Origin of the sequence: Paenibacillus sp. FSL H8-0280, assembly GCF_045040665.1 — a bacterium.
GTDB lineage: Bacteria > Bacillota > Bacilli > Paenibacillales > Paenibacillaceae > Paenibacillus > Paenibacillus xylanexedens_A.
The window spans coordinates 581,342-601,592 of the sequence record NZ_CP150296.1; the positions used below are offsets into that span (position 1 = coordinate 581,342).

20 protein-coding genes are annotated in these 20,251 nt (G+C 48.4%); 17 read left to right on the plus strand and 3 right to left on the minus strand.

Annotated features, from left to right (window positions below):
* Positions 1-99: 99 nt before the first annotated feature.
* On the minus strand, positions 100-1,710 hold the full coding sequence (locus MHI12_RS02735; protein WP_405172922.1) for a gamma-glutamyltransferase family protein: 1,611 nt from the start codon (positions 1,708-1,710) through the stop codon (positions 100-102).
* A 124-nt stretch (positions 1,711-1,834) separates the two neighbouring features.
* Positions 1,835-2,734 (minus strand): SDR family oxidoreductase, encoded by a 900-nt coding sequence (locus tag MHI12_RS02740; RefSeq protein ID WP_405171452.1) that lies wholly within the window; start codon positions 2,732-2,734, stop codon positions 1,835-1,837.
* Between the two features lie 155 nt (positions 2,735-2,889).
* On the opposite strand from MHI12_RS02740, the gene fosB reads away from it, so the two are divergent.
* Both fosB and MHI12_RS02750 read left to right on the plus strand, forming a co-directional pair.
* Complete coding sequence (gene fosB / locus MHI12_RS02745; protein WP_405171453.1) at positions 2,890-3,309, plus strand: metallothiol transferase FosB; 420 nt, start codon at positions 2,890-2,892, stop codon at positions 3,307-3,309.
* A 137-nt stretch (positions 3,310-3,446) separates the two neighbouring features.
* Positions 3,447-3,641, plus strand: coding sequence for a hypothetical protein (locus MHI12_RS02750; RefSeq protein ID WP_143760385.1), 195 nt, complete (start codon positions 3,447-3,449; stop codon positions 3,639-3,641).
* A gap of 26 nt (positions 3,642-3,667) precedes the next feature.
* Here MHI12_RS02750 and MHI12_RS02755 read toward each other — a convergent pair whose 3' ends face one another.
* Positions 3,668-4,918 carry a helix-turn-helix domain-containing protein gene (locus tag MHI12_RS02755; RefSeq protein ID WP_405171454.1) on the minus strand — a complete coding sequence of 417 codons (1,251 nt, stop codon included), beginning with the start codon at positions 4,916-4,918 and terminating at the stop codon, positions 3,668-3,670.
* 188 nt (positions 4,919-5,106) lie between these two features.
* Here MHI12_RS02755 and MHI12_RS02760 point away from each other — a divergent pair, with 188 nt between their 5' ends.
* The 15 genes from MHI12_RS02760 (at position 5,107) to MHI12_RS02830 (ending at position 20,237) form a co-directional block, all read left to right on the plus strand.
* Positions 5,107-5,358: a hypothetical protein gene (locus tag MHI12_RS02760; protein ID WP_405171455.1), complete on the plus strand. Its 252-nt coding sequence runs from the start codon at positions 5,107-5,109 to the stop codon at positions 5,356-5,358.
* A 116-nt stretch (positions 5,359-5,474) separates the two neighbouring features.
* Positions 5,475-6,482 carry a 3-oxoacyl-[acyl-carrier-protein] synthase III C-terminal domain-containing protein gene (locus tag MHI12_RS02765; protein WP_341005957.1) on the plus strand — a complete coding sequence of 336 codons (1,008 nt, stop codon included), beginning with the start codon at positions 5,475-5,477 and terminating at the stop codon, positions 6,480-6,482.
* The gene (locus MHI12_RS02770) at positions 6,418-7,812 is read left to right on the plus strand and encodes an ATP-grasp domain-containing protein (protein WP_405171456.1); all 1,395 of its coding nucleotides are present in this window, start codon (positions 6,418-6,420) and stop codon (positions 7,810-7,812) included. Before MHI12_RS02765 ends, MHI12_RS02770 begins: the two co-directional genes overlap by 65 nt.
* Positions 7,813-9,102 (plus strand): diaminopimelate decarboxylase, encoded by a 1,290-nt coding sequence (lysA, locus tag MHI12_RS02775; RefSeq protein WP_405171457.1) that lies wholly within the window; start codon positions 7,813-7,815, stop codon positions 9,100-9,102.
* 15 nt (positions 9,103-9,117) lie between these two features.
* Positions 9,118-9,378, plus strand: a complete 261-nt coding sequence (locus MHI12_RS02780) for an acyl carrier protein (RefSeq protein ID WP_253505386.1) — start codon at positions 9,118-9,120, stop codon at positions 9,376-9,378.
* Positions 9,379-9,494: 116 nt separating this feature from the next.
* Positions 9,495-10,250, plus strand: a complete 756-nt coding sequence (locus tag MHI12_RS02785) for a hypothetical protein (protein WP_341005960.1) — start codon at positions 9,495-9,497, stop codon at positions 10,248-10,250.
* Between the two features lie 19 nt (positions 10,251-10,269).
* Positions 10,270-11,217 (plus strand): ketoacyl-ACP synthase III family protein, encoded by a 948-nt coding sequence (locus tag MHI12_RS02790; RefSeq protein WP_405171458.1) that lies wholly within the window; start codon positions 10,270-10,272, stop codon positions 11,215-11,217.
* A 25-nt stretch (positions 11,218-11,242) separates the two neighbouring features.
* Positions 11,243-11,977, plus strand: coding sequence for a hypothetical protein (locus MHI12_RS02795; RefSeq protein ID WP_405171459.1), 735 nt, complete (start codon positions 11,243-11,245; stop codon positions 11,975-11,977).
* Positions 11,977-13,134, plus strand: coding sequence for an acyl-CoA dehydrogenase family protein (locus MHI12_RS02800; RefSeq protein ID WP_405171460.1), 1,158 nt, complete (start codon positions 11,977-11,979; stop codon positions 13,132-13,134). Before MHI12_RS02795 ends, MHI12_RS02800 begins: the two co-directional genes overlap by 1 nt.
* Positions 13,127-14,080, plus strand: coding sequence for a hypothetical protein (locus tag MHI12_RS02805; protein ID WP_405171461.1), 954 nt, complete (start codon positions 13,127-13,129; stop codon positions 14,078-14,080). The genes MHI12_RS02800 and MHI12_RS02805 overlap by 8 nt, the downstream gene beginning before the upstream one ends.
* Positions 14,081-14,093: 13 nt before the next feature.
* Positions 14,094-15,479 (plus strand): MATE family efflux transporter, encoded by a 1,386-nt coding sequence (locus tag MHI12_RS02810; protein WP_405171462.1) that lies wholly within the window; start codon positions 14,094-14,096, stop codon positions 15,477-15,479.
* Positions 15,480-15,512: 33 nt separating this feature from the next.
* Positions 15,513-16,646, plus strand: coding sequence for an arginase family protein (locus MHI12_RS02815; protein ID WP_405171463.1), 1,134 nt, complete (start codon positions 15,513-15,515; stop codon positions 16,644-16,646).
* On the plus strand, positions 16,643-17,620 hold the full coding sequence (locus MHI12_RS02820) for a hypothetical protein (RefSeq protein WP_076254508.1): 978 nt from the start codon (positions 16,643-16,645) through the stop codon (positions 17,618-17,620). Before MHI12_RS02815 ends, MHI12_RS02820 begins: the two co-directional genes overlap by 4 nt.
* A gap of 25 nt (positions 17,621-17,645) precedes the next feature.
* Entirely contained in the window at positions 17,646-19,004 is a 1,359-nt protein-coding gene (locus MHI12_RS02825; protein WP_405171464.1) for an insulinase family protein, read from the plus strand.
* A gap of 15 nt (positions 19,005-19,019) precedes the next feature.
* Entirely contained in the window at positions 19,020-20,237 is a 1,218-nt protein-coding gene (locus MHI12_RS02830) for a M16 family metallopeptidase (protein ID WP_405171465.1), read from the plus strand.
* The last annotated feature ends 14 nt before the right edge of the window (positions 20,238-20,251 follow it).

Sequence of the window (20,251 nt, forward strand, 5' to 3'; positions counted from 1 at the left end):
GGCACAAGAGAGATGACATGAATCATCTCTCTTGTGCCATAGAATAGCACCCTATACGGATGATAAGGTGATCATCCTATTATGAAAATGACGCGAGTTTTACCAAGCCGCAATCGAGCCGTCGGCTCGGGTTTCCGTACCCCCGCATAATACGCCATTGTCCGGGTTGCGCCAGATGATCTGACCGCGTCCAAACTGGGATGGATCGAGTGCCACTTGAATATCATGTCCTTTGCGGGCGAGTGCCTGTGCAATGTGCTGAGGGAAACCCGGTTCCACGAGAATTGTTTTGCCCTTCGTCCACTGCCAGCGCGGAGAATCCAAGGCGGCCTGTGGGTTCAGGTGATAATCGATCGTATTCATGACCACCTGCACATGACCTTGCGGCTGCATGAAACCACCCATGACACCGAATGGCCCCACCGCTTCGCTGCCACGGGTGAGGAACCCCGGAATGATCGTGTGATACGTTCGTTTGCCCGGCTCCAGGGCATTTGCATGATTCGGGTCCAGTGAGAAGTTGTGTCCGCGATTCTGCAAAGCAATGCCTGTCCCCGGAACAACCAATCCAGACCCGAAGCCCATGTAGTTACTCTGGATAAAGGAAACCATGTTGCCTTCACCATCAGCCGTAGCCAGATAGACTGTCCCACTTGCTCGTGGATCGCCTGCCTCAGGTGTACGTGCGGTATCACCAATGAGTTTGCGCCGTTCTTCCGCGTATGCCTCGGACAGCAGTTCCTCCACCGTCACGCCCATTTTGCGTTCTTCGGTAATATATTTCTCCCCATCGGCAAATGCCAGCTTCATGGCTTCAAGTTGCTGATGATACGCCAGAACGGATTCTTTCTCGTCAAAATCATATCCTTTCAACAGATTAAGCGCCGCGAGAGCAATCAATCCTTGTCCATTCGGCGGAATCTCCCATACATCATAACCACGATAGGAGACGGAGATGGGATCAACCCACTCAGGCTGGAAAGCCTTCAGATCTTCGCGAGTCAGATAACCACCGTGCTCTGCCATAAAGGAATGAATGCGCTCTGCCAGTTCTCCTTCGTAAAAGTCTCGCGCTTCGCTCTCGCCAATCTGGCGCAAAGTCGCCGCATGATCCGGCGAGCGCCACATCTCTCCAGCTGCGGGAACACGCCCGCCTGGAGCAAATGTCTCAAACCACGCACGCCCTGCCTCCGCATCACCCTGGCGTGCATAGATCTCGGCTGCCCTTGCCCAGTGGCGGGCCAGCCCAGGCGCAAGCGGATAACCTTCCTCCGCATAGCGGATGGCCGGTTCCAGCGCTTCCGCCAGCGTGAGCCGCCCAAAACGGCGGCTCAGCTCAGCCCAACCCGCCGGTGCGCCAGGCACCGTCACCGGAACAACCCCAAGCTTCGGCATCTCCGTATGGCCTGCCGCTTGAAGCGCCTCAATGGATATGCCCTGAGGCGCAGGGCCGCTGGCATTCAGGCCATGCAGTTTGCCCTCGGTCCAGACGAGGGCAAAAGCATCGCCGCCAATGCCATTGGACGTTGGCTCCAGCACCGTGAGTGCTGCCGCAGTTGCAATGGCGGCATCGATGGCATTGCCGCCTTTTTTCAATACATCCAGACCGGCTTGTGCAGCCAGTGGCTGTGACGTGGCGACCAAGCCTTGTTTCGCATACACAGGCACGCGGTAAGAGGGGTACGGTTGGTAGAGTGGATCGAAGTTCATCAGGTTTTTCAGCTCCTTGTCGCTAGATGTCAGGTTCCGGTATAACCGGATCATACTCCTAACCCTCTTCGCAACTGGACAACCGATATCCTGCCACACCTGCCAAATCCAACCTGACATCAGCCTATGTCGTTACCATATCGCCGCCATTGACATGAATGCATTCACCTGTGACGTAGGATGAATCGCGGGAAGCGAGATAAACGTAGGCTGCCGCCAGTTCGTAAGGTTGACCAGCCCGACCCATGGGCGTATCTGTTCCAAATACCTGTACATCCTCAGCCGAGAAACTGGCAGGGATGAGCGGTGTCCAGATGGGTCCCGGGGCGACGGAGTTCACACGGATTCCCTGTGCAGCGAGCGATTGGACGAGTACACGAGTCAGCGATACGACGGCTCCTTTGGTAGAAGAGTAGTCGATTAGTTGGGTGTTGCCTTTATATGCTGTAATGGAAGCCGTATTGATAATGGAGGCACCTCTGCACAGATGGGGGAGAGCGGCCTGAATCAGAAAGAAATAGGCGAACACATTGGTCTGAAAGGTGTGATACAGCTGTTCTTCTGTAATATCAACGATGCTTGGCTGCACATACTGTACGCCATGATTGTTGACTAAAATATCGATCTTCCCGTAGGTTTCCATGGTTGTGCGAATGACGGCTTCACAGTTTTTCTTTAAGCGGAGATCAATCTCGATTAAGAGACAGCGCTGTCCCAGTTCTTCGATCCGTTCACGAGTCCTTTCGGCATCTGTCCGTTCATATAGATAAGCAATGACGATATCGGCACCTTCCTTGGCAAAAGCGATGGCGGCCGCCCGGCCGATTCCACTGTCACCACCCGTAATAATGGCAACTTTACCTTGGAGTTTGCAGCTGCCGATATAGGCAGGATCTTCACTGATCGGTTCAGGCACCATCAGGGTTTCCAGACCGGGTTGCTGGTCCTGATGCTGGGGTGGAAATGCCAGCTTTTGCTCCTTGCATACCGTTTTCTCACCATAAAAAGGATAGACAGGATTCATTCGCTTTACATCCTCCTCGAACGTTCATTGATACGGATAACCTATGCATTCGCCCAGAAGAAGGTGCGAGAGGAGGCAGTAGAGCGGTTGTTTTTTGCGCAGAATATACCATAATAAGGATAGATCCTTAAATCGATGGAGGTGTCAGGAGCCACATGAATATTCAAGGAATTAATCATTTGTGCTTTTCCGTATCCAATCTGGAGCGGGCCATTACCTTTTATGAGCAGGCTCTCGGTGCCCGGATTCAGGTGAAAGGACGCAAACTGGCGTATTTTGAGCTTGCCGGTCTGTGGATTGCCCTGAATCAGGAGGATGTTATTCGCAACTATACGGAACGAACCTATACCCATATTGCATTTACCGTTACAGAAGAGGAGTTCGACGCGTCTGTGCAGCAGCTGCGAGCAGCGGGGGCTGACATTCTTCCCGGAAGGCCAAGAGATCCGCGGGATGCATTATCCGTTTATTTTACTGATCCAGATGGTCATTTGTTTGAACTGCATACAGGTACGATGAAGCAAAGGCTGGATTATTATCGCGAAGACAAAGATCATATGACCTTTTATCAGTGAGTTTCATGTGCAAGTAGAGGTAAATGGTAATTAACGTATTTAAAGTCATTGCAATTATCCGTACAATACATCTTAGGTTCGCTGAAGTGTACACGGTATGTTCGGCTGCCAAACCATATGCACAAGGAGAGATGGACGTGGATAATAAAAGATTCAAGCTTCGGATTGTTGCGAGCGGGTTGTCTATGGCCATTGTCATGTTGTTTTCATTGTACAATGGACATCTTCAAAATTCAGGGGAAGCTCTTCAGTCCCGTGTATCATTGGGCTATTCGTCAGATAAACAAATAACGGTGCACCCGCTTGATCTGAATGATCCTGTTCCTGAATAGTTGTTAGGAGAAGATGGGGGCCGTATTTATTTGATATAGGATTTATAGTCATCATAGTTCATTTTCTGTTCTTGTCCGCTTAGAATTAAAAGTTTGTGGCTAATATCAGCCTCACGATCTGCATGGATGCGTTTAAGCAGATCATAACTCATTCGAAGGAAATAATAGCCTTCATTGGTGTTGTCTTTCTCATAAAATACAATGCCGAGAAGACGATATAGTTTTGCACGGAGCATGCCTTCATCTCGTTGATCCAGCAGTTGAAGAGCTTCCTTGATGGCTGCTTCGGCCAGTAAAGGTTGCCGTTCTTCGAGATAGATTTTACTGATTTCCTCTAATATAGAAGCCTTCTTGTGAGGCAGATTGCGTTTGTCGTAGATATCGGCGCATTCTGACAGCAAGGGAAGGGCTTCTTTTTTTTGTCCCATATGAAGTTGAATGACAGCCAGATTGTGAAGAGCAAGTACATAGGATTTACTATTTGCCTGTTTATATGAATCTACCGATTTTTTGGTCCAGTCATAACTTAATAGCAAGTGTCCGTCCTGTTCGGACATATAATAGGCCTTGCCCAAACCCAGCGTAATTTCGCCATATAACTCCGGTTGCCCGCTCATTTGGGCTTCTTTTTCGGCTTTGAGATAATAATCCAGCCCCTTATCCACGTTACCGAGCCGCAAATGGGTTGTTCCGAGAAAGGTTAACGAACGGATATGTTTATCTTGCAGATGTTTGAGTTTGCTGCTGTACGTATAGGACTGTTCGTAGTATTTACGGGCAGCGTGAAACAGTTCTGCATGAAATGCAGCTCTTCCCATTTCCAGGTAATAGTCGACAATGCGCTCCCGGTCACCTGTTCGGGTGACTGTAAAAGCGGCAGTTTCCCCATCATCCAGAGCCTGGCGGTAATCGCCAAGCCTATTGTGGCTTCGCATGATGAGCAGATAGGCTTCCGTTTGATCCAGTGTATCTTCCGTCAGAGTCAGAACTTTGTGAGCCATACGGATACAGGCAGGATCATTCTGCTCAGCATAGTAGGCTTTGGCTTTGTCCAGGACAGCTTCACCAATATCGGTGTCCGTTGTTGCACTTCCTCCCAAGAAGTACTCCATTGGTGTATTGAGTCTGCGAGCAATGATTTTCAACATACGCTGAGAGGGAACAGCTCTGCCTTTTTCGATGAGGCTGATGTATGAGCGTGTCATATCCTCACCTGCCAGTTGTTTCTGAGACAGTCCAAGTTGCTCCCGGATTTCCCGAATTTTGGGTCCGATCATGATCATTCACCGTCCCTTGAATTAGTTTGTGATTACGTTGTGAAATGTGAGTTGTATATTGAATGCTTGGAATTGGTATTAACAAGGGGTAAGGCGTGCGAGAAATCCATTTACCTCCTTTTACAGTTTAAATCCAAATTGGGAGATTATAGAATGATAGTATCCAAGAAGAAAGGAGGAATAAATCAATGATCATTAAAGCGACTCCCATTACATTGGAACAATTGAAGAACAAAGAGTTGGAAGCAGTACAATCGGAAGTGAACGTGCTGGGCGAAACACGTGAAGTTAGTGCTCGTGCAGTCTCTGCTCGTGCAGTCTCTGCTCGTGCAGTCTCTGCTCGTGCAGTATCTGCCCGTGCAGTAGCAGCTCGCGCTGTATCGGCTCGCGCAGTAGCAGCTCGTGCGGTATCTGCTCGTGCAGTAGCGGCTCGTGCATAATCCCTTGTATCTACTATGGCATTATGGTTAGTCCAATAGATGAGAGCTTCGGATGAAGCTCTCTCCCTATATTGAGAGTGCTCCGTATGATGGGTATAACGAGGTGTCCTAAACCGATGCATATCAAGCAAATATGGTCATACATTCCCAAGTTCTTCGTTCCTGTCCGGGAGTTGAACGAACATCTGGGACTCAAACAAGCTCAGACCAAAGTATTGGAGAAAATTCACGGTCTGAAACAGGTTCCGCAAGACAAAGACGGTGATCTGACTAAGCTGTTAGGACGTGTACTCGCCCAGGTGGTAAACAGTCCGACAGTTGTTCCATCTTCTATCAAGTATATCATTTATTGCCACACAATTCAGGAAAATTTCCCCTTTCCAATGAAGGTATTGCAAGGTCTGAAGCAGGCTTACGGCATGCATCATGCCATTGCATTTTCACTGACACAGCAGAACTGTGCCTCAGGTTTGATTGCGCTGGATGTTGCTGCAACATTGCTGCCCTCTTTGGAAGAGGATGATCATATTTTAATCGTAACAGGTGAAAAAACATTCAGTCCCATTGTACAGCTCATCCCCAATACAACCGTTATGGGCGAAGCTGCGGCCGCCATACTGGTTGGTAAATCCGGCCCGGGAAGCAGGATGGTGGGGCTTACGAACGTAACCCTTGGACAATTCTGCAACGTGCTGACAGGTGATCCCGAGACGCTCAAGGAATTTCAGGAAATCTATACACCCCAGCTCTGTGATGTCATTCACGAGGCAATAGATGGATCGGGCCTGACGTTGGAGGATATCCGTTATATTGTCCCGCACAATGTGAATCTGTCTTCATGGAAAAAGGTTGCTGCACAATTGTCCTATCCATTGGAGCGGGTGTACACATCCAATGTGGGCGAAATCGGGCACTGCTTCTGTTCCGATCCCTATATTAATCTGAAAGAGATTTCAGATCAGGGGCTTTTGCAGAAGGACGACTACTATTTGCTTGTCACGGTTGGGCTGGGAGCAACATTCAGCGTGGCGGTGATGCAGTTCGCAGAAGAACGAGGTGATGAGATTGACCACACTGTTGACCGGATTTTCGAGAAAGCTGAAGCAGGCGCTTACAGGTCATGATGAAGCTGTTTTTGTTTATATAAACAATTTTGAAGTCGAAGAATACTGGAATGAGCAGGGGGTACTGAAGTTGCCTTCCCTGAGTGTTGGTTCGGCTGCTGACGTTGTAAACCGGATGGAAGAGCTGGGGATTTTCCTGGCAGGTGAACAGGATGTCGTATTGCTCAAGGAACTGCCGGATTCCGGATTTATAGGAGATGCACAGGCCATCGGTTTTGGTCGATCACGTTTAATTGCTACTGAATATAATGAACCAGGATTGAACATTACAGCTAACATCCTGCATTGTCAGCGTACGCTGGACAGGCTGCGTGAACTGGCAGATAGACAGGATATACAGGCTTATCTGGTTCCCTTCGGAGCCTCGGATCAGGAAGAAGAACTATCTCAACGCACAGGTATTCCCCTTGCCGTACCACCGGCTGACATTTTCCGCAAAGTCAATGATAAGGGCTACTCCCGAAGGCTTAATGCCGAACTGGGTGTCCGTCAGATTCCTGGCTGTGAGTGTTACTCTCTGGAGGAACTTACGTCCGGATTTGAAGATATGAAATCCGTGTTGGAACAGGGCGGGCGTATTGTCATGAAGGATTCGATGGGCGTCTCGGGCAAGGGAATCACCGTTATTGCAGATGAAGCCCGTTTCCACAAATGCATGAAATTACTGGAGAAACAGGCAAGCAAGAATGGGACAAGAGCTGTGAATTATGTGCTGGAGCAGTGGATAAACAAAACATGTGATCTGAATTACCAGATTTTAATTCATCGGAGTGGTGAGGTTGAATTTCTTGGTGTGAAGGAATCATTGGTCGAACAGGGTGTTCATCAGGGGCATCTCATGCCACCACGTCTCAGCGTTGCGCAGATTGAGGTGATTCGGGATGCGGCATTGCAGATTGGGGCTGCGCTCCATCGGGATGGATATTACGGTGTAGCCGGTATCGATGCCATTCTGGATGAGGACGGAGGTGTGTGGCCTAATCTGGAGATCAATGCAAGGTTTAACATGTCGACGTATCAGACTGAGATCCAGAACCAGTGGATTCCTGAGGGGATGTTAGCTTTGGCCAAAAAATATACACTTCGTTTGAATCACCGCCTGGATTATGGAAAGTTAAGGTCAACACTTGGTCCTCTGTTATTTGATCCGCTGAAGGGCGAGGGGATACTTATCAACAATTTTGCAACGGTCAATGCGGCCTTCAAAGGTGAAGATCGTGTGTTCTCTGGTCGTCTCTATGGTGTCATTATTGCTCATTCGGCTGAGCAGCTACGGGCGACCGATGCTGCGGTTGAAGCCAAGTTATCATTCATAAACGAGGTGAAGTAGATGTCTGGAGATTATCAGATTCAAGGGCTTGCGATTTCGGCCATCGCTGCACAATTCGGTACACCATTATACGTCTATGACGCTGAGGTATTAGAGCGAGTATATGAAGAACTTCGCAGCCTGCTGACTCCAAAGGTGGAATTGTTCTACTCATTAAAGGCTAATCCCAATATTTCAATTGTTCACCTGCTTCAGGGGCTTGGAGCCCAGGCAGAGGTCTGTTCCATGGCCGAATTACATACCGCACTACAGGCGGGTACAAATCCGGAGCGTATAATCTTCCTCGGACCAGGCAAGACCGACGCGGAGATAACCGCATGCATTCGTCATGGCATCTACGCAATCGTCTGTGAATCGTTTCAGGAGCTTAACCGCATTGAAGCCATTGCAGCTGAAGAGGGACGGATTGTCCCCGTGGCACTGAGAATCAATCCTTCTTTTACCGTGAAGGGATCACGGCTCACGATGGGTGGCAAACCACGCCAGTTTGGCATGGATGAGGATACTGTGATGCAGGGACGACAGCAATTGGAACGATGCTCACATGTGGATATTATCGGTCTGCATGTATACATGGGAACCCGTATGCTTGACGTGGAACCTATTGTGGAGAACACACGCCACATTCTGGAGCTTGCCGAACGGTTGGAGGAGCAACTGGGCATTCGGCTGCAGATGGTAGATGTGGGCGGTGGTCTCGGAGTTCCGTATTACGAGGGAGAACAGCCGCTGTCTGTGACTGCCCTGTCTGCACAATTGAACCCTTTGTTCGAACAATTCAAGGAAAAACATCCTGACATCAGACTGTTCATGGAACTGGGAAGGTATCTGGTGGGAACCAGTGGGATGCTGGTTAGCCGAGCCTTATATGTCAAGGAGTCGTATGGAGAGATGTTTGTTGTGACCGATGGTGGTACCAATTGTCATATGGCAGCGGTCGGAATCGGCTCTTATGTGAAGCGCAATTTCCCGATTGCATCTTTGTCACGTTACGGTGAATCCCCGGTTGCAGAGTTTAATATTACCGGCCCTTTGTGTACACCGAATGATGTTATTGGCAAAAAAGTAAACCTGCCTCCCGTTGAACAAGGGGATTTAATTGGTGTATTTCATTCCGGTGCCTACGGCCCTACTGCTTCACCGACCCATTTTCTCAGTCATGGAAGTCCGGCTGAAGTGATGATTAGTGGTGGAGAAGCCCATCTGATTCGGGAAAGGGATACTCCCGAAGATCTACTGGGCAAACAGCGTTTGATCCCTATTTCACATTCCGCAGTAACCAACAGATAAGGAGAGATGATGATCATGACAACCGCAGTATTGCTTGAAGAAATCAAAGGTGCCCTTGCCGAAGTGCTGAATATGGAAGAGAACCACGCTGTTACATGGGATACATCTTTATTTGATGAACTTCATCTGGATTCAACGTCTGTTCTGGAACTATTGATGACGTTGGAAGACCGTATTGAGGGGCTGGAGATCGACCCGGATGAACTGGAACCAGATGTATTTAACACAGTGGGTTCGCTAGCCGTATATATCGAAAAGCAACTCGTTGCTGCCTGATGGCGGCGCCTGTTACCATCCGGGACATGAAGGTCAGGCTGTTTAAGGACAAGCAGCCTCCGTTCGAACATCCGGAGTTGTTAAGATTTCACAGTGATTTGTTGGCGGGGTCCCCCGTGGTACCCCGGTTTCATCTGCTGGAGGGTCGTTATAACAATGCCTATCATGATATGAGTGTACTACTGCTCGAAGAGTCGGGGCTGGATCAGATCATGGGAGACGTGGATGTTCTCCTGCTGGCCTATCATTTTCCCAATATTCGTCCAGATATCTCCATTGTCAACTACCTGATGGACCGTTATCAGGCACGGTTCCTGAGTTTTGCCGTGAACGATATGGGTTTCGGGGCACCGTTCGCTGCACTTCATATGCTCCAGCATTATCTGAACAGCGGCAATTACGATCGGGGAATGCTGCTTGTGCTTGATCAGACGTCTCTTCCCTACGAGACGGAAGGAGTGGGCGAGGTTGTAGAACCCGACACGGGAGCTGTTCTGGTTCTGGATCGGTTGGCAGAAGGCGGTTCGTCCCTTGTTGGTGTGGAAATACAATATGCCGAGAGTTCGATTGCCGAGACAGCAGAATTGCTGCTGGACAGGCTTTGCGTTCAGGTATCCGTTAATCTGGCTCAGATCAGGCTTCTTGTCCATCCGCTGTTGGAGCAGGAAGTGTCCGGTACCGAATGGTTTCATGCTACAGGCTGGCAAGGGAGTTACGATCCTGCCCACTGGAGCGCTGCACCATTCTTTGGTCTGAAGCAACTTCTTGAAGATCGGTGCACAGATGAATACATATGTCTGATGCACCTGGAGCCAGATGACAAGTTTATCTATGCACTTCTCATTCATGCAGGTGGATACGAAGAGCTGTAATCAGGAGGAGGGAATCGTGATGGGACTGGGTATAGTGGATATCGGTGTGTATTTGCCTGATCAGATCGAAGAGCCCGAGGTTATCCTCGAATCCTTGGGACTGGGTAAAGGAGAGCTTCAATTGCTGCGCAAATATCATCGTCTGAACGGTGTTCCCGTTACCCCTCCGGGTCAGCATCTGGATAATTCTATCGTTCGCGCGATTGGACAGCTTGTTGACAGACAATCTTTGCCTGCCATTGACCTTGTGCTCTATGCCCATTCTGGACATGTACAAGCACCAGGGGATTATAGGCCCTTGCAGCGGGCTCTGAGTGAATATGGCCTCGAGCATATCCCCTTTTATAGTATTTCACAGATGAACTGTGCGTCCTCGATAGCCGCTCTTCAATGGCTTGAACGAATCTCCCGTACACAGCCTGATATTCGCAATGTTTTATTGGTATGTGCCGATCAGTTTAATTTCATGCCACCCGACTGGAGATATATTCGAAAGTCTACGATTCTGGGTGACTCGGCTGTTGCCATGCTTCTATCCAGAAACCATGGTCAGCACGTCTTACAGGCTGCTCATGTTCTTCGGGATACGAGGTTCCATACCGGATATTATGCGGAAGTGGAAGAGATGACGTCATTTAACAAGCTGTACGTGGATCATATCATTCGAGGCATGGAAGAGCTGCTGTCAGCAGAGGGCCTGACACTTCATGATGTAGATCATATCTTTCCCCACAACGTCAATTGGACTACATGGAAGGAGTTTTCAAAGCGTACAGGCGTGGATCAAAAACAAATTTACCTGGATAATATCCCGCGGATTGGACATACCTTCTCCACGGATGCGTTCATCAATCTAAGCTCCGGGCTGGAGAATGAATGGGTGCATAAGGGGGAGAGGTCCGTACTGGTCAGCATTGGGCTGGGCAGTTTTTTTGGTTTTGCGTTAATTGAGCATGGAGATTGTTGATCATGAGTCAATAGGAGGAGTGCATATGTCAGTCTTGAATTCTGATGAGGTAGGCACTGTGCCGGTTGGTACAGAGGCCGCAGGTCGTCCGGTACCCACTGTAACAGATCTGCTGGAAGCAGCAATGTTGCGTTTGGATACACGTCCCGTGTTGTTATGCCAAGGGGGGATAATACTGGCGACACCTGAACTCGTGAAAAGTGGGCCATGGATATGTCATGCAGAGACAGGCCATATCTACGAATGGAAGCAGGTACGTGCGGATCGGGTGGAAGATCGGATGTTGGAGCCTTCAGGTCTTTTACTCTACCGAATATCGGAACTTCGGAATGAAGATGTGGCATTTTTTGAAAGACAAGATGATGTCACAGGTGATATAGCTGGTCTCCGAAAACGTATGCTTTATTTCCGTACTGAACTGTGCAGCGCAGGATTGGAGCAAGTGCGTAATCATCTATCCAGTCGCAACTCAGGGGGGCAATCCACACTTCAGCATCAACTGGTCAAGGGCATGATTGCTGATGTTTTGACTGTACTATATATGGCTGAGACTATTCAGTCGGATGAATTCGTATTAGAGCAATCAGACATTTCGGAGACTCGTACAAGTACATGGGTTCATCAAGAACTGGACGAGGCCTTCCGTCAATTGCAGCGTCTTGGAGGAGGGTTTGGCTATTTGCGACATGCGATCTCGGCTTACGTGTATGCAGGTCAAATGGTCAAAAATATGCTGCTCATTCCGAAGGAGGCCTTCTGATGATTACACGATCTACCATTGCTGTTTTTGAGCAGGAAATGAAACAATATGCCACGGAATTACGTGATATTGGCCTGGTCATTGACCGTGAACCTGAGCGTATAGCTGAGTTCACACATCTGGCATCTCTGCGAACCATCAATCGCATGATGATCCCGCCGGAATATGGCGGTGAACCGATCGTCACTGTAGGTCAGGAACGATATTATGGTCTTTCCTGTCTGGAAAGAGTTATCGCGATTGAGGAACTGTCAGCAGGTGATGCCGGTGTATTTCTCGGGAGCCCGGGTCCATCAATGTCCAGTGTAATCATATCAGCTCTGGCTGACTCACAACAGAAGGAGCGGTACTATTCTCATTTTCTCAAGGGACCCACGTGGTCATTCTTCGCTCTTACTGAACCGGAAAAGGGCTCGGATGCTACGGGTATTGGCACACGAATTTCGCGGAACAAGGAAGGCAGACTGAACCTTGACGGACAGAAGTTCTATATCGGTAATGGTAGTCGTGCCAGCATCGGACTGGTATTTGCTCAGACCAATCGTACGCCTCTCGGCATCCAGATCGCGCTGGTAGACACGTCTGTGCAGGGATTCAGCGCCACACCTCTGGATACGATGGGGGTTAGAGGTGTGCAATTGAGTCACCTCACGTTGAGTGGTTTTCCGCTGGCTGAGGAAGATATCATCGGGCGTCATCTCAGTCCAACCAAGCGTGGATTATGGGGCGCGCTTCAGACATTTCATCGTATGCGGCCTGGTGTCGCTGCACTTGCGCTTGGAGTCGCACGGGCAGCATATGATTATGTGAAGGAGCAGAGGTCTGTTTTCTCGGAGAGGGAGAAGGTGGAGTTAGAGCGACTGGAGATGCGCCTGCATTCACTCCGTAGCATGATTCGCAGCGCAGCGGCGGAGATTGATGCGGATGTGCAGAAAGGGTATCTGGCTTCCCTGAGCAAAATTCGTGCTGGAGCACTGGCTGAGGAGGCCACGGAACTGGCGCTTGACCTGATGGGACCTGGTTCCATGATTGACCATCCTTTATTGAATAAATGGTATCGGGATGCACGTGCCTTCGAATTCATGGAAGGAACTACCTCCATTCAGAAGATCAACGTTTTCCAAGCCTATGCCAATGGAAAAATGAAGCATGCCTGATACGCTGAATAACCCTCATGCGATGTCTGTCTATGTTAATCATATCTGTTGGGTTACGGCCGAAGATCACTTGTATACCACGGACATGCTCGATGTGGAAGATTACTATTACTTATCCCCACACATATATATGGAAGAGAACTATTATGACAGGTCTACTGTGCGAACCCGTTCTTTGCGATCCGATGATCAACGGGTAACTGCCGGTGATCTTGCGCTAGTTGTCATGGAACCTTTGGCTTCTGGTACAAGTGAGCGCTGGGATCTGCTGATTCTGGCCCAGACCTATCCTGAACGTTACGCCATGAATCCACCTTTGGCCCGAATCCTGGAGTCTACCTCCTGGAAGGTGGACTATCCACTGGCACTTTCCCATATGGGACCACTCGCTGCTACGGAAGGAATGCAGGCTGCAGCATGGACACTAGGGAGAGAGGAACGGGGGATGTTTGTTCTGGCGGAACAACGTGTGATTGAAGAGCACGATTCTCCCGGAGATCTGTCTGATATGGCTGTTGCCTTGGAGTTAAACAGACAGTCCGGTGCTCTTGCCGTGAATTATATAGGAAAGAGAACGGTTGACGATATCGAAGGGAGTGTTATGGCTTCAGAGATTATATCCATTATAGATGAGTTCATGGATGCTGGTCAGACGGAGAAGATTCTTCTTCAATCCCGTTTACGTAGACACATAATCCCTTATTCGAAGCCAGACATGTCCTTGATCAAGTCAGTCTACCACGTACCTGAAACCATCGATTACCAAAGTGGGGACGTGTGGATACAGCTCGCTGAACAATTACAGAACGGAAACATAAAGGTAGATGATCGTGTTCTGTTGATATCCTGGGATGGCAAACGGCTGTTATCAGCCTGCTGTGTACATGTAGTACATATGCCTGTCCTGAGTCGTCTCACACTACATCAGGGAGTGAAGACATCATGAATGGAGGAGGGGATTGAATTTGAAAGGTCTGGATTACACTTCGGGATCGGTGAACCGGCTGTTAATCCGCACTGCAATACCGATGCTGCTTGCTTCTTTGGTTAACGTAACAACGCAGCTGGTCAATGTTTTTTTTATGGGTCATACCAGTCAGACCGTGTTATATGTGCTATCACTGTATATTCCCATTTCCTTTATCATGATTGCGCTTGTGGAAGCCATGCAATTGTCGGTTCAGGTTGCTGTCTCACGGAGCAGAGCGGAGGGTTCGCGGGCTTTTACATCGCTACTTGGGCATATGCTTGGCAGTGCAGCTATTTTTTCAATTGTTGCTGGTGGTGTGGTTATGCTGGTGTCGCCACTTCTCTCCTGGTTTTATGCCGTCCCTCTGGATGTAAGGCCCATGTTTACCATTTATGTGGCAGGCATGATGGCAGCAGGTGTGCCCGCTGTGCTCGCAGCGGTGGGCGGTGCCGCATTGCGTGGGTTGGGCCGGGCTCAAGCGGCAGCGTGGAATTCCGTAGGTACGGCATCGCTCAACATTATGCTGGTGTACTGGTTCGTTTCGGTGGCTGGAATGGAATTGAAAGGAATTGTATACGCCAATCTTATTTCTTCAACACTCTCTTTGCTCATAAGCCTTCTGATTCTGATATTGAGGAAGGAATTTGTGTATGAACGGATAACATTTGTGTGGAAACATCTCATTGCACTTCAGCAGGTAGGCATTCCCGTATTTATTTCGTACTGTCTTATCTTTTTGAGTACTTTCTTTTTCAACAAAATCGTCAGTCGATTTGGGGAAGGGGTAGTTGCTGGATTCGGAGTTGGATACCGAATTCAGACGATGGCTATACTGCCTGGAATCGTTATTGGATCGGCTATCGGGATCATGATTAATCATAATCTCAAAGAGGCTCATCGACCACGTGCATACGAGAGCTATCGCAGAGGCCTGGTACAGTCATTCATTCTTTATGCCGTAATTGCCGTATCCATCTGGGTATGGCGGGAACCGTTGACAGCTTTTCTGATTGCGGACCCCGTATCCCGTGCAGAAGCGGCCCGATATCTGGCAGTGGTTTCCCTTTCCTATCTCACCATGGGTCCTATGATGACAACGCTGCTTACCATGGAACAGAGCGGACGCGGCTATCAGGCCCTGCTTATGAATGCTGCATATTTTCTGCTTATTATTGTTGCAGGGTGGGGGCTGACACGAATCTTTGATCATGTGGGATACTTCTATGGCGTCATTGCTTTTGTTAATGCAGCGAGTTTATTATGCATCTTACCCGTGATCAGGCTGTTCAAAAAGGACTATACAGATTCATCCGGGCATAAACCAACTGACGCGGATGAGCAGGAGGGTCTAGCTGCTCAGAGTTATTCGACCTAGATATAACCAATATCCAATAGAGGAGGTCTCTTTATGAAAGCTCCGGAACCTGCATACCTGGTACGCCGCATCGGCGATACGTTGATTGCAGCCGATGAGACGTTCAGCCAGTTCTATCAGATTGAACCCGCCGAAGAATTGGAGACACGTCCGATCCCCCAGCTAGAGGGCATTGATCCTCCAGATGAGCCTTATTTCTCACTGGAACCTCTCGTAGGTCAAGATTCACCGCATCTCTATATGCTGGGTATTCCCTATTCGGGAGGTTCTGGTATGGAGGGATCAAAAGTCGCGGGATTTGAGCAATCTCTTCGGGCCGAATCATGGAAAAAGGTAATGTATCCAGCTCTGACGCAATCCCGTATATCAGGACTATATGACATTGGCAGTGGCCAGAGATTGCTTGAATCAGTAATGATGCAGGATTTGGGTACTTGCCAAACAGATGATACGGATTCTTCCTACTCGAAGGGTCTTAACTCAGCTCTGGTATATACGGAAAGGGAAGAGGCGCTACTGTGCTGCATTGGTGGGGATCATTCCATTACGTATTCCATCCTGAAATCCATATTGAGTCGATCCAATGAAAGAATCATACTCGTCCAGTTTGATGCCCACCATGATTGCGGGGTGGATGCTATTCATCAGAATGAGATGCATCATGCCAATTTTGTGAGGCATCTACTGACGGAGGACGGTATCGCCGCAGTCGTGCAGATTGGTCTGCGCGGCCTTCGTTCTGTAGATCAGATGTACAAACATCCCAAATTGGTTCAGATTCCTGCAGAACAGATGACCCCGGAACGAGTGCGGACAACCCTGCTTGATATACAACACAAGTTTCAGGCGGAAGCGGCCTATTTATCGTTTGACTTAGATTGTCTTGATCCTGGAAGTTTTCCTTATGTTGATTTCCCTATCAGTGGAGGCCCGTCATGGTTTAACACCCGAAACTGTGTGGTCGCAGCGCTGGAATCCTCCTTGCCTTATGTGGGCTTTGATATGGTGGAAGGGCAGGAAGCAGAATCGGATGAACGCATTCCGGGGCAATATGAGATGGCCCTCAGAATGCTTACGTATATGATGGATGGCATGCATCGAAATTACCTGCGACATGGAAAGGATGCTCTTAGAGTTTCTCAAGCCTTGGAGGGGACACGTAGATGATGAACTTTAGATCTTTATATGATATGTACCGTGAACAGGTCAGAGATGAACTTCATAAGGAGCGACAGGATGGCATTCATTTGGGGTCCTTTTATGCACTGATGAACATTATCAAGGAGATGGCTCCGCTTAAGCCGAAGCAGTCTGCTGAGTCCATCTGGATGGACTATCTCGCATTTCTTCGTACAATTAATGAGCACAAGAAAAGCCCCTATTCGTTTATGGAGTGGGATGAGGTAGAGGGGCGGGAACATCTGCAGGCAACGTTGCGTGAAGGTGGTGCATTATTAACCTGGCATTATGGTTTTGTGAGGCACAATATGATTACGATTGGACAGGAAATACGTGCAGGCCATATGTCTGCCAAGCTTCCATTCTATCTGATCGCCGAGCAGGAAACAGTGGAACAGGAGAAGAAGCTATCCGGTTGGGAGGCCATCCGCAAGTATGCAGGTGCGGAACTGCTCAATGCGGAGGATGAGATGATTGGCATCAGGCTGTATTCCCATTTGCGGAAAGGTGGATCATTCAGTCTTTTTGTAGATGGACAGACCGGATTCAATACGGATAACCATGCTGTTGAACTACCTTTTCTAAGTTCGAAAATTCGCACTCGAAGTGGTATTTTTCGTATTTTGGCTAAAACACAAAAGCCAGTATGTGTATACTTTATGACCCTTACAGAGGACTTTCGTTCCAAGATCGTTTTTCTGCCACCGGTTGTATTGGATCAGGATATTCAGGCTTCTGCTGATAGGATATACGAGCCATTTCGCGAGCAACTGTTAAGCCAGCCAGCATTGTGGCGTTTCTGGGACAGGCATCACCAGCAGGTCATTCACTGGCGAGATGATGAAACGTCAATTACTGATGAAACAGTCAGCCGTGTGGACTGGATTTCCAAGCCACTTGATGGTTTTGGACAGCTCGGTCTGAACACGGACAGTGGAGCAATCTATAATATCAGTTCGTAGATGGAAGTGAGAGGAGGGGCGAAAGATGCGGTCCTTTACTACTGAGAGGCGTAACAATCTGTCGGTGCATGTGCTGCCAACACAACAATATGCCAATTATTACGTACAGATTAATCTAATCAATGCACAGCAAAACATACCCTCAGCTATATTTGTCATGATAGTCCGTTTGTTAATGAACAGCTGTCGTCGCTTTCCATCGAACAGGCTACTCCAGCAACAGTTATGGTCCCTGTATGGTGCAGACCTGACCAGTCGTTTTGATTACAAAGGCGATACTCAGATTGCCTCGATCACAATGCGCATACCTCGTATAACAGAAGATAAGTTAATAACTGGAACGCAGATGGAAGCCATACATAGCGCTGTGCAATTACTCGCAGGCTTGTTATATGACCCAGCGGTTGATGATCATGGCATGTTCGATGAGATGCAAGTACAGGATGAAATGGCTTGGACTGAACATCATATCGCGCATGATGGAACGGATTGGGACAAGGTGGTGCAGAGCCGTTGTCTGGAATGGATGGGATATGAAGGGCAGAACCGTCAATTGGCTCTGGATGAGCTACGGCATTGTGTCATATCTCATGAGTTGTTCCGGCACTATCAGGCATTGATCCAAATTCCGATCCATGTTCATGTTCTTGGCGATATCCATCCTGGGCGAATTATGGATATGATCTGGGAACAATTTGAATGTGGGAACAGGGAAGTGTTCAAACGCTGTTGTTCGGAGAGGGAATCAGAACTACACCCAATCAACACACAATATCCAGGAGAGGAAGAAGTAGAGGGGCGACAAGGTAATCCTGCCGAGCAGCGGGAGGCTGAAGCCATGATGATGGAACTGTTGGACATTCAACAGTGCAAGATCAATGTTACTTATAGTACAGGTATTCGATATGGCTCTGCTTTATATCCGGCTTTGTTTGTATTCCATACCTTATTTGGAGCGACACCCGCGTCCCGGTTGCAGGTTGAATTACGTGAACGTTCCCAGTTGGTATATCAAGTTACCAGCACATTGGATGATTTTCGGGAAACGCTTCACATTACAACGGGCACCAGCAGTGCTAACGTGACGGATGTTCTCGAAGGGATCGATATGGAATGGAAGAGAATCTGTGATGGAGATGTATCCGAGAGGGAGTTATATACCGCTGTGCAGAATGTGATGCATTATGTTCAGGTCGGATTCGATCTGCCACATCAGGTCATTACAAATCATATGGATCAGGTGTTGAGCGAAAGTCAGATGACGACTGTACAATTCCTTGAAGAAATAGCAGAAGTAACTCCTGAAAGGGTAGCTTCCGTTGCTACCGAGTTGAGGAAAGAAGTCACATGGATTCTGTACCCTGAGAGTGAATATTCCGCATAGTACAGGAGGGAAATCATGAGTAGTACCACATTAAATTCATGTGTCTGCAAGCGTTTATCCAACGGCCTGAACGTGAGTATACTGCCACAACCCAAATATAGTCATACATTTGTATCCTGTTCTGTACCCTATGGGTCCATTCACGATATTACGCTTGCGGGTACGGCACATTTCCTCGAACACATGATGTTTTATAATCCCGATGGTCAGTCCGTCAAATCACTTCTTCATGCCGAAGGGGCATCAACGTCGGCGCTGACGCGTTATGATGTAACGACGTACCAACTTGCTTGTACAGGTAATCTAAGGAACAGCCTTCAACTTTTTATGAATATGATTGCAACCCCCTACTTCACGAAAAGAAACATTGAGCGTGAGCGGGCGGCGATTCATCAGGAACTGGAAATGTACAAGGATCAACCCTCCTGGCTGGCTCTTCAGCAATTGTTGCAGATGATGTATGGTAACGACCATCCAATCACACAGGATGTTGCGGGCACACCCGAGAGTATTGCCGACATTACCGTAGAATGGTTAAGCAATGCCTATACAAGTCATTATGCGGCTTCTCGAATGTCTGTGGCAGTAGTGGGACCTGTTGAACCGACGGAGATATTCGAATGGTTAGAGAACTTTTCGATGGATCAACCCAAGGTCATATCCCATACTCCATTCATTCAGCCGTTGCAGGAACGGGACGAGACTTATAAGGAAATGAATTGTGGATCTTCAATACCTCTTGTCCGGTTTGGCTTTCAGGAAGAGAGGCCGGTTACGCAATTGGAGACTCAAGTTGCAACCATGATTGGTATCGAAGCCCTTCTAGGAGAGACTTCAACATTCTACACAGAGAGTGTGAAGTCAGGTTTGCTCGGGAAGGGGAGTCATTGGGATCACTATTACAGGCAGGAATTTGCTTTCTCCAATGTCTGTGGGTATTCCGTTGATCCCGTTGAATTACATCAACGAGTTAAGGAAGAATGTAGTCGCATTCAGGACCGTATGCTCTCTTCCGAAGATATACGCTATGCTCGGATGAAGTGGATCAGTAATCACTATGCAGATATGGATTCATTGAAAAAACGTTGCATGCACATCTCTGAATATGGCGTAATCGGGCTGGATTACATGCAAATGAGCGAATGTGCTATGAAACTGACGGATGAGGAGATCGGAATCCACCTAAAACGTATAGCGAAACCGAGTCATCTGAGGATGTCCGTTGTTCGTTGAGCAAGAAGAGTAGG